This window comes from Methylobacterium sp. 37f (assembly GCF_023093475.1).
Classification (GTDB): domain Bacteria; phylum Pseudomonadota; class Alphaproteobacteria; order Rhizobiales; family Beijerinckiaceae; genus Methylobacterium.
Window position 1 is genome coordinate 1 of sequence record NZ_JAGHKN010000030.1, and the last position, 13,116, is coordinate 13,116.

The window sequence follows — 13,116 nt, forward strand, 5'->3', positions numbered from 1 at the left end:
GCCTTGGTCAGCGAGCCGCGACCGCCGATGTCGTTGTTGAAGCTGTCGAGGGCCGAGACCCCGCCCTGCGCCGCATCCATCGTCACCGTCACGGCGTCGTTGAACGCGCCGTACCCGTCCGCCGCCGCGTACAGGTTCAGGCGCCCCCAGCCGTCAAAGGTGTTGCCGCTGAGCAGCGGATAGCCGGAGGGCAGGCCCGTGGTCGCCAGAACCTCCCGGCGCTGCGCGTCGCTGAGATAGGGGAAGCGGGTGAGGAGGAGCACCTGCGCCTGGACCGGAACCTCCGCGGCCGTCAGGGGCGTGCCCGCTCCGGTCGGCCGGAAGCCGTAGGTCATCCGGGCGGCGTAGTCCGCCTTGTTCTGCGCGGCATTGCCGAAGGGATCGGCCGCCCGGTTGGCTGCCGTCCCGGCGAGACAGCCGGACACGGTTCCCGCCCCGCAGCTCGCGGCGAGGTAGGCCTGCGTCTGCTGGTAGGCCTGATAGACCGCGTAGGCGCCGGCATTGGCCGGATTGGTCCAGTCGATCCGGTTGCCCGCCGCGTCATAGAGGGCGGCGTAGATGTTGGTGGCGGCGATCGCCGTCGCCTGCATCCGGCCGCCGATCACGTCGAGGGGCGAGTGCATGCCGGCCAGGATGCGGTTGTTGCCGAGCTCGGAGGCGCGGGTGAGGAGTTCCTGCATCCGCTGCGGCACGAGGAAGCCGACGCCCAGGGTCTGGAGATACCCGGAATTGGTGTGGCCGCTCGGATAACCCCCATCCGCGTAGGCGTTCGTGGTGTTCTTGCGGGGATTCAGCAGCAGCGGCACGGCGACATCGGTGGTGACGCGATAGGGGCGGGGCGCGGTCCCGATTCCCGGCACGTAGGCACCGACCCCGAAGGTCGTGGGGGTGAAGGCACCGGCTGCGTTGAAGGACCCGACATCGGGGGCCACGAGGGGGCGTCCGCCGTTGGCGTCGATCATCGCCTGGGTCACGGTGAAGCCCTTCACCCAGCGCTCCGCGGTTCCGTAGACCGCCGGGACGGGGAAGTTCGCGAGGTAGCTCGGAACCACGAAATTCGCCGTGTCGGCGGCGGACAGGGCCGTCTTGTTCGTGGTGGCATTGTAGTCGTTGAAGCGGGCCGCCAGGGGATCGAGGGCCGGATTGAGGCCCTGATAGCGCCCGAAGACGCGCTTCGAGGGTTCCGTCGAGGCATTGGCCCGGACCGTGTTGTCGATGAAGCCGACGGCCGCCGCCAGGGGCGTCGCCGTGCCGTCGCCGAACGTCGTCGCGCCTCCGTTCGCGTTCGAACCGGTGTTGAGGCTTCGGCCGTAATCCGCCAGCGTCGTGGTCGCGTAGGTGGTCGGCGTCAGCTTCGCCGGCCGGGTGCCGGTGAACGAGGCCCCCGCGCCGGTGAGATAGGCGGCGGTGAGGGGACCGAGCCCGTTCAGGATGCTGTAGGCCTGCCCGGTGCGGTCGTCATGGATGGCCGCCAGCGTCTGGTCCGCGGTCCGGGCCTGCGTCATCTGAACGACGGTCTGGTAGTTCTGGGTCATGACGGCGGGATTGGCCGTCATCAACCCGACAAAGCTGTCGAGGACGCGCGGAACGACCGTTCCGGGTCTGACCGAGGTGCTGTTGGCGAAGCCCACCGGCGGGGATGTCGGGATCTGCTGTGCGGTTGCCCCGAGCGGCAGAAGGCCCGTCGCAGCCAGCAGGGCGGTCTTGAGATGTCTGGACACGAAGCCTCGCACGGAAAGCAGGCCGAAGCCTTGTTGCGGTGCAGCGCTAGCTTGGCCGTACGACGGGTCCATGACGGAATCAGCTGTCCCGCCGTCATGGGCCATCCCTGCGAATTTCGCGTTACGGTTGTGTCGGAATTGCCGCGATCGGGATGTCCGCGGGTGACGGAGGACCGCGCTAGAGGCCGGTCGAGGTGCGTCCCCGCGCTTTCACCGCGGCGGACGATCCTCTAAGCCGCAGCCATGCCCCGTGTCCCGGGGCGTCGTGGACAGGGTGCCGATGAACCGCGATCCGATCGCCTTCACCTGGCGGACCGCGCGGCGCGAGCATGCCGCCGCGGTCGGGCTGGCGCTCGGCCTGGGCGGGCCGCTGGCGCTGCTCGCGCTGCTGTGCCTGCGGGATCTCGTCGGCGTCCAGGTCCACGACACCGAACCGGTGGGCCAGTTCCTGCGGATCGCCGCGACGCTGCCCTGGCGCTCGCCCGCGGAGGGGCCGTTCGTCGCCTTTGCCGGCTGGAGCTTGCCGCCGGCCGACCTCGTACGCGCAGCCTTCGTCGGACTCGCGGCCGCGGCGCTGGCCTCCGCCGGCCTCGGCTGGGCCGTGGCGCGCCTCTGCTTCCACGCCCAGACCCGCACGGTGGCGGCCCTCCAGGAGCGGGTCATGGAGGCCATTCTGCACGCCCCCCCAAGCGCCCGCGACGAGGCCCGTGCCCTGGCGCAGGCCATGGGCGATCTTCTGGCGCGCCTCGACACCCTGTTCGGACTGGCGATCCTAGTGCCGGCGCTGGCCGTCGGCGCCACCGGCCTCGCCCTGGTCCTGTCCTGGCTCGCCGCGCCGCGCCTCGTCCCCACCGTGGCGGTCGGGCTGGTGGCGGCCGGGCTGGCCCGGGCGCTGATCCAGCGCCGGATGCAGGACCGGGCCGCCCTCCGGCTGCGCGCGGGCGGTGCGGCCGGGCGCGCCCTGGCCGATCTGATCCGCCGCATGCCGGCGGTGCGCGCCCACGGGGCGGCGGCCTTCGAGCGCCAGCGCCTCGCCGCCAAGGGCGCCCACACCCGCGATGCGCTCGAAGCCTCCGAATCCGCCTTGGCCTACGCCCGCGCCCCATCCATGGCGCTGGCGATCCTGCTTCCGGCGATCGTGGTCGCGGTGGCGCTGTGGCGCGGCCATGACGGCACCACCGCGCCGGTCGAGCCCGGGGCGCTGCTGGCCGCCGGCGGCGGCTTCGCGCTCGCGGTGGTGGCGCTGACCGTGACCCTGCCGATGGCCAGCCTCCACCGGGCCATCGTGGGGCCGTTTCGCGAGGTCGCCCTCGACGTGCCGGCGCTGGAAGGCCGGGCCCCGGTGCGGCCGGGCACGATCACGGCCCTGCCGGAGGCGGGAGCTCTGGTGGCGCAGGGGGTCGGGGCCTACGACCCCGCCACCGGCGAGCGTCTGGCCGGCGTCGACGCCACCCTGCCGATGCCCGGCCACGTCGCCATCCTGGGCGAGCGCGGCAGTGGCAGCCGGGTCCTGGCCGCGATCCTGGCGGGCCAGCTCGAACCTTCGGCCGGCGCCGTCAGCTACGGTGGCACCGACCTGCGGGCCTTCGAGCCGGAGGCGCGCGCCCGGCGCATCGCGCTGGCCGGCGCCGAGGCCATCCTGATCGAGGGCACCCTGCGCCAGAACATCCTCTACGGCGCCGCCGTTGCGCCCGACCGCGACGAACTCATCGCGACCCTGCGAATCACCGGCCTCGACGCCTTCGCGTATGCGCGGGGCCTGGAGGGCACCGTCGACCCGGCGGCCGAGCCGGAGATCGCCCGCGCGGTGGTCGCCGCCCGCCACGCGGTGCGCGAGGCCCTGGCCGCCGACAAGGCCGGGCGTCTGGTGGAACCCTTCGACCCCGCCCGTTACAACCACCAGGCCACGGTCGGCGAGAACATCCTGTTCGGCGAGGCGGTGGGGCCGGCCTTCGCGCAGGACCACATCGCCGCCCATCCCTATCTGCGCGCCGTGCTGGAGGCCGAGGGACTGAGCCGACCGCTCACCGAGATCGGGCTTCAGGTCGCCCGCAGCCTCGTGGAGATCTTCGCCGAGCTGCCGGACGACCACCCGCTCTTCGAGACGTTCTCGCTGTTCCCGGCCTCCGAGCGCGGCTTCTTCGAGGATCTCGTCGGGCGGCAGCCCGAGGCCAAGGGCTGGCGCCGCGGCCCGGCCGGCCAGCGCGACCGCAAGCGCCTGATCGGCCTGGCGCTCCGCTACAGCGAGACCCGGCACCGCTTCGGCCTCATCGACACCGCCTTCGAGGAGCGGCTGGTGGAGGCCCGGCGCTCGTTCGCGCGCCTGATGCCGCCGCATCTCCGGGGCAGCGTCGAGTTCTACGATCCGGCCCGGCTCACCGCCGCCGCCAGCCTGGAGGAGAATATCCTGTTCGGCCGCATCAACGGCGAGGAGGCCGGCGCCGAAGCCCGGGTGCGGGCCCTGGTACGCCGGGTGCTGGCCGACGAGGGACTTGAGCCCGCCGTCTATCGCCTCGGCCTGGAGAGCCGGGTCGAGCCGGGCTTGGCCGGAGGCGGCGCCAGCCTCGGCGAGAACGCCATCGGCCCGCGCGAGCGCATCGCCATCGATCTCGCCCGCTGCCTGGTGCGCCGGCCCGACATCGTCGTCATCGCCATCGCGCTCGAGGATGGACGGTCCGACGAGATCCGGGCCCGCCTCGGAGCCCTTCGGACCGCCCGGGCCGGCCGGGGTCTCGTCGTCTGCCTGCCCGACGCTCGGGCGCTCGACGGGATCGCGCCGTTCGACGCGGTGCTGCGCGTCGAACGCAACACGGTGATGGCTGCCTGATCGCCGAGGAAGCAGCGGGGAAGCAGCACGGGAGCCCCTCACGTCCCCGGGATAACCGAGCGGCCCCTATTGCCGCCCCAATGGGATGCGATAGGCAGGTTGGCGTGCATCGTGCACGGCCGTCCGCGACCGAGCGGACGGGGCGCTCTTCAGGGCCGCGCATGGTCTGTCTGTCCCGGAACCCGGCCCGCCGGATTTCGCTTCTCACGCGTCCGAACCGCCTCGCGGTCCCGGTGCTCCTCGCCCTCGGGGGCCTGATCACCGTCCCGGCCGCCGTCGAGTCCGCCTCGGCCGCGACGGGCAAGGCCTTCGCGCCGATTCCGGCCGCCACCCTGGCGCTGATGCAGGCCAAGGGCACCACCGCCGCCGCGCCGGTGCTGTTCCGGGCCTACAAGAAGGAATCCGAGATCGAGGTCTGGAAGCGGGCCGCCAGCGGCCGCTTCGTCCACGTGAAGACCTTTCCGATCTGCCGCTGGTCGGGCCAGCTCGGGCCGAAGCGCAAGACCGGCGACCGCCAGACGCCGGAGGGCTTCTACACGGTGCCCCAGCGCCAGATGAACCCGAATTCGCGCTACTATCTCTCCTTCGACGTCGGCTACCCCAACGCCTATGACCGCGCCCACGGCTCCACCGGCTCGGCCGTGATGGTGCATGGGGTCTGCTCGTCGATGGGGTGCTTTGCCATGACCGACCCGGTGGCGGGCGAGATCTACGCCATCGCCCGCGAAGCCTTCGCGGGCGGTCAGGCCGCGTTCCAGTTCCAGTCCTATCCGTTCCGGATGAATGCCGCGAACATGGCCCGCCATCGGACCGATCCGAACATCGATTTCTGGCGCCAGCTCAAGGAGGGGGCCGACCGCTTCGAGGCCCTCGGCGAGGAGCCGGCCGTCAGCGTCGTGGCGGGGCGCTACGCCTTCGCGCCCGCCAGAGACCCGGCCAAGGAGGCCATCGTCGCCGCCCACCGCAGGGCCGAGGAAGCCCGCATCGCCACCCTGGTGGACGAGGGCAGCGCGGCCATCCGCACCACCTATTCGGACGGGGCGCAGCACCCGTTCTGGGCGGCGCTCGCCGCCAAGGGCACCTCGCTCGGGGACGTCAGCCGGCCCGAGGCCCTGGCCTATGCGGGGCAGGAGGTGGTGGTCATCGCCGCCCGGCCGCGTCCGGTCCAGGTCGCCGAGGCGGTGTGGTCGCGCTGGATCGCACCGGATTCGCTGCTCTCGCGGACCCGGATGCCCGGCTTCGTGCCAGTCCACGAGCGCCCGGCGGCCCGCTTCGCGCCGGTGCTGACCACGACCGGCGCCGAACCGGGTGGCTATCCGGTCGCGTGGCCGCGTCTCGTCCGCCTGAGCCTGTCGGGCACTCTGCCGCCGCCCGCGACGGGTCCGATCCGCGACGTCGTCGACGTGCTGGCCCAGCGCTGACGGGGTGCTGTGGCCCGTCAGACACGACCCAGCCTCGGACCGTCGTGCGGATGATCCCGCTCCCGGCCATGTGCGGGCTCGCACATCGGGGGTCTCGGGGGATTACTACCTCAGAGGCGTTCCACTTCGATCCCTGCACCTGCCCATCGCCGATCTGCTCGAACTGGATCGCGTCGGCGCGACGAAAGGCACTCGACCTGAACGGGATCGGGGCACATGGTAATCGAACGATGACCCTCTTCACCCATCCCGCCGCGGAGGACGGCCTCACCCTCACTTTCTGGGGTGTGCGTGGTTCGACGCCCGTCAGCGGCCCGGATTACACCGAGTTCGGCGGCAACACTCCATGCCTGGAGGTCCGCTGCGGCGAGCGCCTGTTCCTGATCGATGCGGGCTCGGGCATCAATGCCTGCGGCCGGCACCATCGCGACGCGATGCCGAAGGCGATCGACCTGCTCTTCAGCCACCTGCATCTCGATCACACGGCCGGGTTGCCGTTCTTCAAGCCGGTGGTGCTGGATCCGACCCGGACCCTCAACACCTATTGCGGCAATCTCGACGGCGCCAGCGCCTCGGAGGCCCTCGATCGCCTGTTCGCGCCGCCGCTGTTTCCGGTGACCCTCGACATCATTCCGTGCCACCTCGCCCATCACGGCTTCAGGGCGGGCGAGCGACTGACCTTCCCGGACGGGACCTCGGTCGACACCATCCTGCTCAATCACCCGCAGGGCTCCGTCGGATACCGGTTCGAACATGCGGGCCGGCGGCTCTGCGTGATCAGCGACATCGAGCACAGCGACCCCTGGCCCGATACCGCCCTGACGGATTTCGTGCGCGACGCCGACCTCGTGGTCTATGACGGCATGTTCACCGAGGGCGAGTATCCGGTCTGCCGGGGCTGGGGTCACTCGACCTGGCAGAAGGGCGTGGAACTGGCCCAGGCCGCCGGTGTCGGGGCGCTCGCCATCATCCACCTGCATCCGTGCCACACCGACGCGATGCTGCGCAGCGTCGAGGCCGACATGCAGGCCGTGATGCCCACCGCCTTCATCGCTCGCGAGCGCCAGAGCGTGGCCGTGGGCGAGCCGGTCCGCGCGGTTCCGCCCCTGGCTCTGGCCCGCAGCGCCTGACGGGTGCCCCGTCCCGAGGGAGGGGCGGCCGGTCGATCAGGTCCTTGGCGGGTTACGTCGTCGTCTCGCGCCCGATGCGGCTGTGGTGACGGCTCCAGGCGAAGTAGATCACCAGTCCGATGGCGAGCCAGACGATCAGGCGCAGCCAGGTCTCCGCATCGAGCGACACCATCATGGCAAAGCAGCTGACGATGCCGAGGATCGGCACGAGGGGCACCAGGGGCGTACGGTAGTCGCGGCGCGCATCCGGCTGGGTCCGGCGCAGGATGATGACGCCGACGCAGACGAGGATGAAGGCCAGCAGCGTGCCGATGCTGGTCATGTGGCCGAGTTCGGAGATCGGCAGGAATCCGCTGAAGGCGCTGGTGAACACCATGAAGAACAGGTTCGACCGGTAGGGCGTCTTCCAGGTCGGGTGGATCTTGGAGAAGAAGCCCGGCAGCAGGCCGTCCTGGCTCATCGAGTAGAACACTCGGCTCTGGCCGAGCAGCAGCACCAGGATCACGGTGGAGAAGCCCGCGATCACCCCGAGCGTCACGAGGCTGCGCAACCACGGGAACGGGGTCTGGCCGATGGCGGTGTTCACCGGGGCGGCGTCGCCCTTCATCTGGTCGTAATGCACGAGGCCGGTGAGGACGCCCGCGAAGGCGATGTAGATCACCGTGCAGATCGCCAGCGATCCCAGGATGCCGATCATCATGTTGCGTTGCGGGTTCTTGGCCTCCTGCGCCGCCGTCGAGACCGCGTCGAAGCCCACATAGGCGAAGAACACCACCCCGGCGCCCCGCATGATCCCGCTCCAGCCGTACTCGCCGAAGGTGCCGGTGTTCTCGGGGATGAACGGCACGTAGTTCTGCGCCTTGATGTAGAACAGGCCGACGCCGATCACGACCGCCACCACGGCGAGCTTGATCACGACGACGACGGCGTTGACGCGGGCGGATTCCCGGATGCCGATCATCAGGAGCGCCGAGGCCGCCACGATGATGAAGATCGCCGGCAGGTTGACGAGGCCGTGCGCCAGGGTGCCGTCGGGAAGCGCATAGGTCTCGAACGGGGAGCGGACGAGGCTCGGGGGCAGGTTGATGCCCAGGGTGTCGTGCAGGAAGCGCGTGACGTAGCTCGACCAGCTCACCGAGACGGTGGCGGCGCCCACCGCGTATTCGAGCACGAGATCCCAGCCGATAATCCAGGCCACGAACTCGCCCATGGTGGCGTAGGAATAGGTGTAGGCCGAGCCCGCCACCGGGATCATGCCGGCGAGTTCGCTGTAGCACATGCCCGCGAAGGCGCAGCCGATGGCGGCGATGACGAAGGAGATCACCACCGCCGGGCCGGCATACTCGGCCGCCGCGATGCCGGTGAGCGAGAACAGGCCGGCCCCGATCACCGCGCCGATGCCGAGGGCGATGAGGCTCCAGGGACCGAGGGTGCGGGTGAGCTTGTTCTCGCCCCCTTCCGCGTCCCGGTTCAGCCGTTCCAGCGATTTGACGCGTGTGAGGTCGCTCGCGAAGCCTGCCGCCATGGGTTTGTCCTATCCTGGTCAGAAGCGAAGATCCGCGCGACGCCGCGCCGATCCGGGATGCGATGATCTCGCGGGAAAGTCTCGTGCGATGAATCCGTATGCCAGCCCTCTGCGATCCCGGCGCCTGCCCGCCTGAGTGGCAGGTGCCGACGTACGCACCTGCAGGTTTCGGGCCGAACGATCGTCACGGGCGCGCAGCCATCGCCGCAGCCGCCGCTTCCGAACCCGCGATCAGCGGGCCCAGGATCGCCCGGGCTCGGGCCGTGATGGCCGGGCCGGCAGCCGCGGGCGTTCCGGCGTCGAACGGCGGCGCCGGGGCGTATTCCGCCACGAGCTGGCTCGTGCGGGCCGCGTCCCCGCCAGCGAGGCGCGCGGAGAGCGCCAGGGCGAAGTCGAGGCCTGCCGAAATCCCCGCCGCGGTGACACGGTTGCGGTCGAACACCACGCGCGCCTCCACCGGGATCGCCCCGAGGCGCGGCAGCACCTGGTCCCGTACGCACCAGTGCGAGGTGGCGCGGTAGCCCCGCAGCAGACCGGCGGCGCCGAGGATCAGCGAACCGGTGCACACGCTGGTGATCCAGCCGGCCCGCGCCCCGCGATCGCGCAGGAACGCCAGGGTGTCGGCGTCGCGCATCTGGCCGGGCGTGCCGTCGCCGCCCGGCACGAACAGCACGTCGAGGTCGCGCGGGCAGGTTTCGAAGCTCTCCTCGGCCACGAGCGCGAGCCCGGTATCCGAGGCGACGCGTCCGGCCGTGCGGGCCACCAGGTGGAGCCCGCCTCCGGCGATCCCGGCCAGGAGCGCCTGCGGCCCGACCAGATCGAGGGCGGTCATGCCGGGATAGAGCAGCATCGCGATGCGCAGCGGCCGTGCGGATGCGGGGACGGGTGCGTCCGGGGCAGACCCATCTCCGGCCTGGGCCATCCGGGCCGACGCAGCCGTCAGCGCCGCCGCGGTGCCGGCCAGCCCCGCCAGGGTGACCCGGCGGTTGGGACGGTTCGGCGGCGTCACGCCGCGTCCGGCCCGACCTCGAAGGACGCGATCGCCTTGATCAGGCTCACCGCCCGATAGGGCTTGGCGAAGAACACGCTGCCCTCGATCAGGCGGGGCGGCGTCTGCGAGAAACCCGTCGCGTAGATGACCGGCAGGCCGGGACGCAGCCGTCGCGCCGCCTCGGCGAGCTGCCACCCGTCCATCTGCCCGGGCAGCCGGATATCGGTGAACAGGATGTCGATCGCGGTCTCGGCCTCCAGGATGGCCATGGCGCTCTCGGCGGTGGTGGCCTGGACGACCGTGAACCCGAAATCTTCGAGATCGGCGGTAATGACTTCGAGCAGAAGCGCCTCATCCTCGACCATCAGGATTCTGGGTTTGGGCGAGCCGCTCATCGTCGTCGCGTTCCGTCAGGCAAAACCGAGGCGGGATACGCGGTCGGCTGGTGCCGTCTTTTCATCGGCAGGCACTGACGATAGCTGGGTTCCGTCGCGTGGCAAGTAGATCCACACCGAGGTTCCCTGGCCGGGACGGCTCACAATCTCGGCATGTCCATCGGACTGCTTGGCGAATCCGAAGACCTGGCTCAGGCCGAGCCCGGTGCCCTCGCCCACCGCCTTGGTGGTGAAGAACGGCTCGAAGACGCGGGTCAGGGTCTCCGGGCTCATGCCGGTGCCGCTGTCCTCCACCACGATGGCGACGTGATCGATCGCCGGAAGGTCGGCGATCCGCGCCGCTTCGGCGGCCGGGATGTTGCGGGTGTGGATCACGGCGCAGCCGCCGTCCGGCATGGCGTCGCGGGCATTCATCGCCAGGTTCAGCAGGGCGTTCTCGAGCTGGTTCGCATCGACGCAGACGGGCCAGGCCCGCGGCTCCAGGACCAGCTCGGGCTTCTCGACGGCGCCGAGGGACCCGCGCAGACGCTCTGTCAGATCGTGGATCAACCCGTTCGGGTCGAGGCGGGCCGGCCGCAGGGGCTGGAGCCGTGCGAAGGCGAGCATCTTCTGGACGAGGGCCGCCGCGCGCTCAGCCCCCGTGAGGGCGCCGCGCAGGGGGCGATGCATGCCGCTCTCGGCCGGAAGGAAGCGCTCGATCCGGTCGAGATTGCTGATGACGACGCCGAGCAGGTTGTTGAAATCATGGGCGACGCCTCCGGTCAGGGCGCCGATCGCCTCCATCTTCTGGCTCTGGCGCAGCATCTCCTCCGCCCGGTCACGCTCGGCCGAGGCTTCGTGGAGGGCGGCGAGCGCCGCGTCGCGCTCCTGCACGCGGGCCAGCAGGACGGCGTTGGCCCTGCGCAACTGCTTGGGCGACGGCAGGGCCAGGGCCTTGCGCAGCCGCATCCACAGGAGGGCGGCCGTCACGATCGAGGCCGCCGCCGCCACCGCCTTGACCACGGCCTCGGCGGCGTAATCCGGCACCCACAGGGTCCAGATTGCCAACAGATGGGTGGTGCCGCAGGCCAGGATGAAGAGCGCGAAGACCCAGACCATCCATCCGAAGACGAGATCGCGCCGCCGGGTGACGAGGACGCCGAGGGCGACCGGAATGGTGAAGTAGGCCAGTGCGATGATCGCGTCGGAGACCATGTGGGTCCAGATCAGCTCCGGCCGCCACGACAGGCAGATCCCGTGGGGAGTCAGGCTGGTGCCGTCGAGGAAGCCGGTCAGGGTCTCGATCATGTCGCGTCTCGACGGGATGGAATCAGCCGCCGCAGATCAGTCCGGCGCAGCGGGCAGCCGTTCCGAGTAGTATAGCCCGAATATCAACCGCCGTTCCAGGTAAAAATATAAACTATATCATGAGCCATTTCAGCTCTGTCATGCGCGAACCTGGGACTTATTGGTTCTTGCACGCATGAATTGTGCTTTAATTTTTTTTCTAATCTCGAAAGCTCAAGTCTATCGTGCTTCAGTCGATATCCGGGGCGGGCGCGCACGGTCGACGGGGCGGACGACGGGCGGCGGAGCCGGGAAACGGCGCCGCCTATTCGACCACGACCTTGTAGGCTTGGCCGACCCGGAGGTGCGCGCCGCGCTCGAGGCCGTTCAGCACCTGGAAGCGCTCCAGCGGCTTGTCCGGTACCACCATGCGCTGCGCCAGGGTCTCGACGGTGTCGCCCGGCCCCGCGGTCACGACCACGAGGCGCAGGGCGCGCAGGGTGCGGGTCTCGGCCGGATCGATCGCCGACAGGCTCTCGGTCCAGCGTCGGAAGGCCCCGTCCGGATCGGTGCTGCCCTTGGCCGCCATGATCATCCGGAAGGTCGTCTCGCCGGTCCGGATCGCGGCGAGGCGGAAGGTCCAGTCCTTGCCCCGCGACAGGGCGGTGGCGGCCGGGTAGCCGGCCACCATCCGGTTCTCCAGGGAGCCGGGCTCGATCACGTCGCTCCAGGTCGCCTTCAGCACCTCGTCGAGGCCCTGGCCCGGATGGCTCTCGACCTGGTCGAACAGCAGGCGGCGGCTGCCCTCGCCGGTGGTGCCCAGCACCGCGTTGCGGGTGTTCTCGATCGAGAAGCCTTCGGGCACCTCGAAGGCGATGCCGAGGCCCGGATGGAGGAAGCGGCGCCCGCGCACGACGCCGTCGCCGGGATTGTCGCCGTAGGCGATGCCGTCGATGGCCGCGAGGTAGCGGGCGCGCTCGTCGACGCCGAGGCCCGGCGCACCGATCAGGCGGCCGGCACGGGTCACCAGGGTGATCCGCTCGGTGGTGCCCGGGTGGGTGGCCAGCATGTCGGGCTCACCGGCCATGCCGGTGCCGGTCTTCAGCGCTGTGGTGCGGTTCAGGGCGGTGAGGAAGCGCCCGGCCCCGAACGGATCGTAGCCGGCCCGGGCCAGAGTGCGCACGCCGACGGTGTCGGCCTCGAGTTCCTGGTCGCGCGAGAACCGGGCGAGGGCGAACTTCGACTGGCTCTGCAGCTGCGCGCCGGTGACGGGATCGTTGAGCACGTCGGCCACCACCTTGCTGACCAGCTGCGAGCGCAGGGCCAGTTCGGTGCGCGCCGTGGCGTGCCGCAGGGTGACGTGGGCGATCTCGTGGGCCAGCACCGCCGCGATTTCCGAGGTGTCGCTGGCCAGGGCGAGCAGGCCCCGGGTCACGTACAGGCGGCCGCTCGGGAGCGCAAAGGCGTTGATGACGGGCGAATCGAGCAGGGTGACCGCGTAGGTCTCCTCCGGCCGCTCGGTCGAGCGCACGAGGCGGTCTGTCACGTCGCTGACGAGCTTGAGCGCGGCTGGCGAGCGATACTCGCCCCCGAAGGACGCCACCAGCTTGGCGTGGTCGGCATCCGAGGCGGTGCGCTCGCGTCCGGTGGTGCGCGGCGCCTCGCGTGGCACCGCGACCGCTGCCGTCTGCGGCACCGCGCCGGTCTGATCGCCGAGGCAGCCCGAGAGCAGCAGGCCGAGGACCGGCCAGGTGCCGGCGCGGACGCCCCACCGGGCGCCGCGACGGGCCGCGCGCGGCCGGGCGGTCGCGCGCATCGTGAGGCGGAGGATCGAACCCAT

Annotated in this window: 9 protein-coding genes; 3 read left to right on the plus strand and 6 right to left on the minus strand. The window is 70.8% G+C overall.

The genetic code is table 11. The features are described from left to right. Nucleotides 1-1,721 (minus strand): phosphatase PAP2 family protein (locus J7U37_RS18030; protein WP_247636578.1); only part of this gene is annotated, 1,721 nt, incomplete at its 3' end. Between the two features lie 280 nt (nucleotides 1,722-2,001). Here J7U37_RS18030 and J7U37_RS18035 point away from each other — a divergent pair. The 3 genes from J7U37_RS18035 to J7U37_RS18045 all read left to right on the plus strand — a co-directional run bounded on the left by J7U37_RS18035 (nucleotide 2,002) and on the right by J7U37_RS18045 (nucleotide 7,099). After that, entirely contained in the window at nucleotides 2,002-4,548 is a 2,547-nt protein-coding gene (locus J7U37_RS18035) for an ABC transporter transmembrane domain-containing protein (protein WP_247636579.1), read from the plus strand. A gap of 161 nt (nucleotides 4,549-4,709) precedes the next feature. Further along, complete coding sequence (locus tag J7U37_RS18040) at nucleotides 4,710-5,969, plus strand: murein L,D-transpeptidase family protein (protein ID WP_247636580.1); 1,260 nt, start codon at nucleotides 4,710-4,712, stop codon at nucleotides 5,967-5,969. Between the two features lie 230 nt (nucleotides 5,970-6,199). After that, nucleotides 6,200-7,099 carry an MBL fold metallo-hydrolase gene (locus tag J7U37_RS18045; RefSeq protein ID WP_056480543.1) on the plus strand — a complete coding sequence of 300 codons (900 nt, stop codon included), beginning with the start codon at nucleotides 6,200-6,202 and terminating at the stop codon, nucleotides 7,097-7,099. A gap of 52 nt (nucleotides 7,100-7,151) precedes the next feature. Here J7U37_RS18045 and J7U37_RS18050 read toward each other — a convergent pair whose 3' ends face one another. The 5 genes from J7U37_RS18050 to J7U37_RS18070 all read right to left on the minus strand — a co-directional run bounded on the left by J7U37_RS18050 (nucleotide 7,152) and on the right by J7U37_RS18070 (nucleotide 13,116). Beyond that, nucleotides 7,152-8,624, minus strand: a complete 1,473-nt coding sequence (locus J7U37_RS18050) for an amino acid permease (RefSeq protein ID WP_247636581.1) — start codon at nucleotides 8,622-8,624, stop codon at nucleotides 7,152-7,154. A gap of 184 nt (nucleotides 8,625-8,808) precedes the next feature. After that, the gene (locus J7U37_RS18055; RefSeq protein WP_244476815.1) at nucleotides 8,809-9,546 is read right to left on the minus strand and encodes a DJ-1/PfpI family protein; all 738 of its coding nucleotides are present in this window, start codon (nucleotides 9,544-9,546) and stop codon (nucleotides 8,809-8,811) included. An 83-nt stretch (nucleotides 9,547-9,629) separates the two neighbouring features. Next, a complete protein-coding gene (locus J7U37_RS18060; RefSeq protein ID WP_056186984.1) occupies nucleotides 9,630-10,010 on the minus strand; it encodes a response regulator in 381 nt (126 codons plus the stop codon). 15 nt (nucleotides 10,011-10,025) lie between these two features. Further along, nucleotides 10,026-11,297 (minus strand): ATP-binding protein, encoded by a 1,272-nt coding sequence (locus tag J7U37_RS18065; protein WP_247636582.1) that lies wholly within the window; start codon nucleotides 11,295-11,297, stop codon nucleotides 10,026-10,028. A 304-nt stretch (nucleotides 11,298-11,601) separates the two neighbouring features. Beyond that, entirely contained in the window at nucleotides 11,602-13,116 is a 1,515-nt protein-coding gene (locus tag J7U37_RS18070; protein WP_247636583.1) for a M48 family metalloprotease, read from the minus strand.

Excerpts from the sequence above, each read along its gene's own strand:
- J7U37_RS18035 (WP_247636579.1), top strand. The coding sequence starts at position 2,002 with ATGAACCGCGATCCGATCGCCTTCACCTGGCGGACCGCGCGGCGCGAG.
- J7U37_RS18045 (WP_056480543.1), top strand. The coding sequence starts at position 6,200 with ATGACCCTCTTCACCCATCCCGCCGCGGAGGACGGCCTCACCCTCACT.
- J7U37_RS18065 (WP_247636582.1), bottom strand. The coding sequence starts at position 11,297 with ATGATCGAGACCCTGACCGGCTTCCTCGACGGCACCAGCCTGACTCCC.
- J7U37_RS18055 (WP_244476815.1), bottom strand. The coding sequence starts at position 9,546 with ATGGCCCAGGCCGGAGATGGGTCTGCCCCGGACGCACCCGTCCCCGCA.
- J7U37_RS18050 (WP_247636581.1), bottom strand. The coding sequence starts at position 8,624 with ATGGCGGCAGGCTTCGCGAGCGACCTCACACGCGTCAAATCGCTGGAA.
- J7U37_RS18040 (WP_247636580.1), top strand. The coding sequence starts at position 4,710 with ATGGTCTGTCTGTCCCGGAACCCGGCCCGCCGGATTTCGCTTCTCACG.
- J7U37_RS18070 (WP_247636583.1), bottom strand. The coding sequence starts at position 13,116 with ATGGGTTCGATCCTCCGCCTCACGATGCGCGCGACCGCCCGGCCGCGC.
- J7U37_RS18060 (WP_056186984.1), bottom strand. The coding sequence starts at position 10,010 with ATGAGCGGCTCGCCCAAACCCAGAATCCTGATGGTCGAGGATGAGGCG.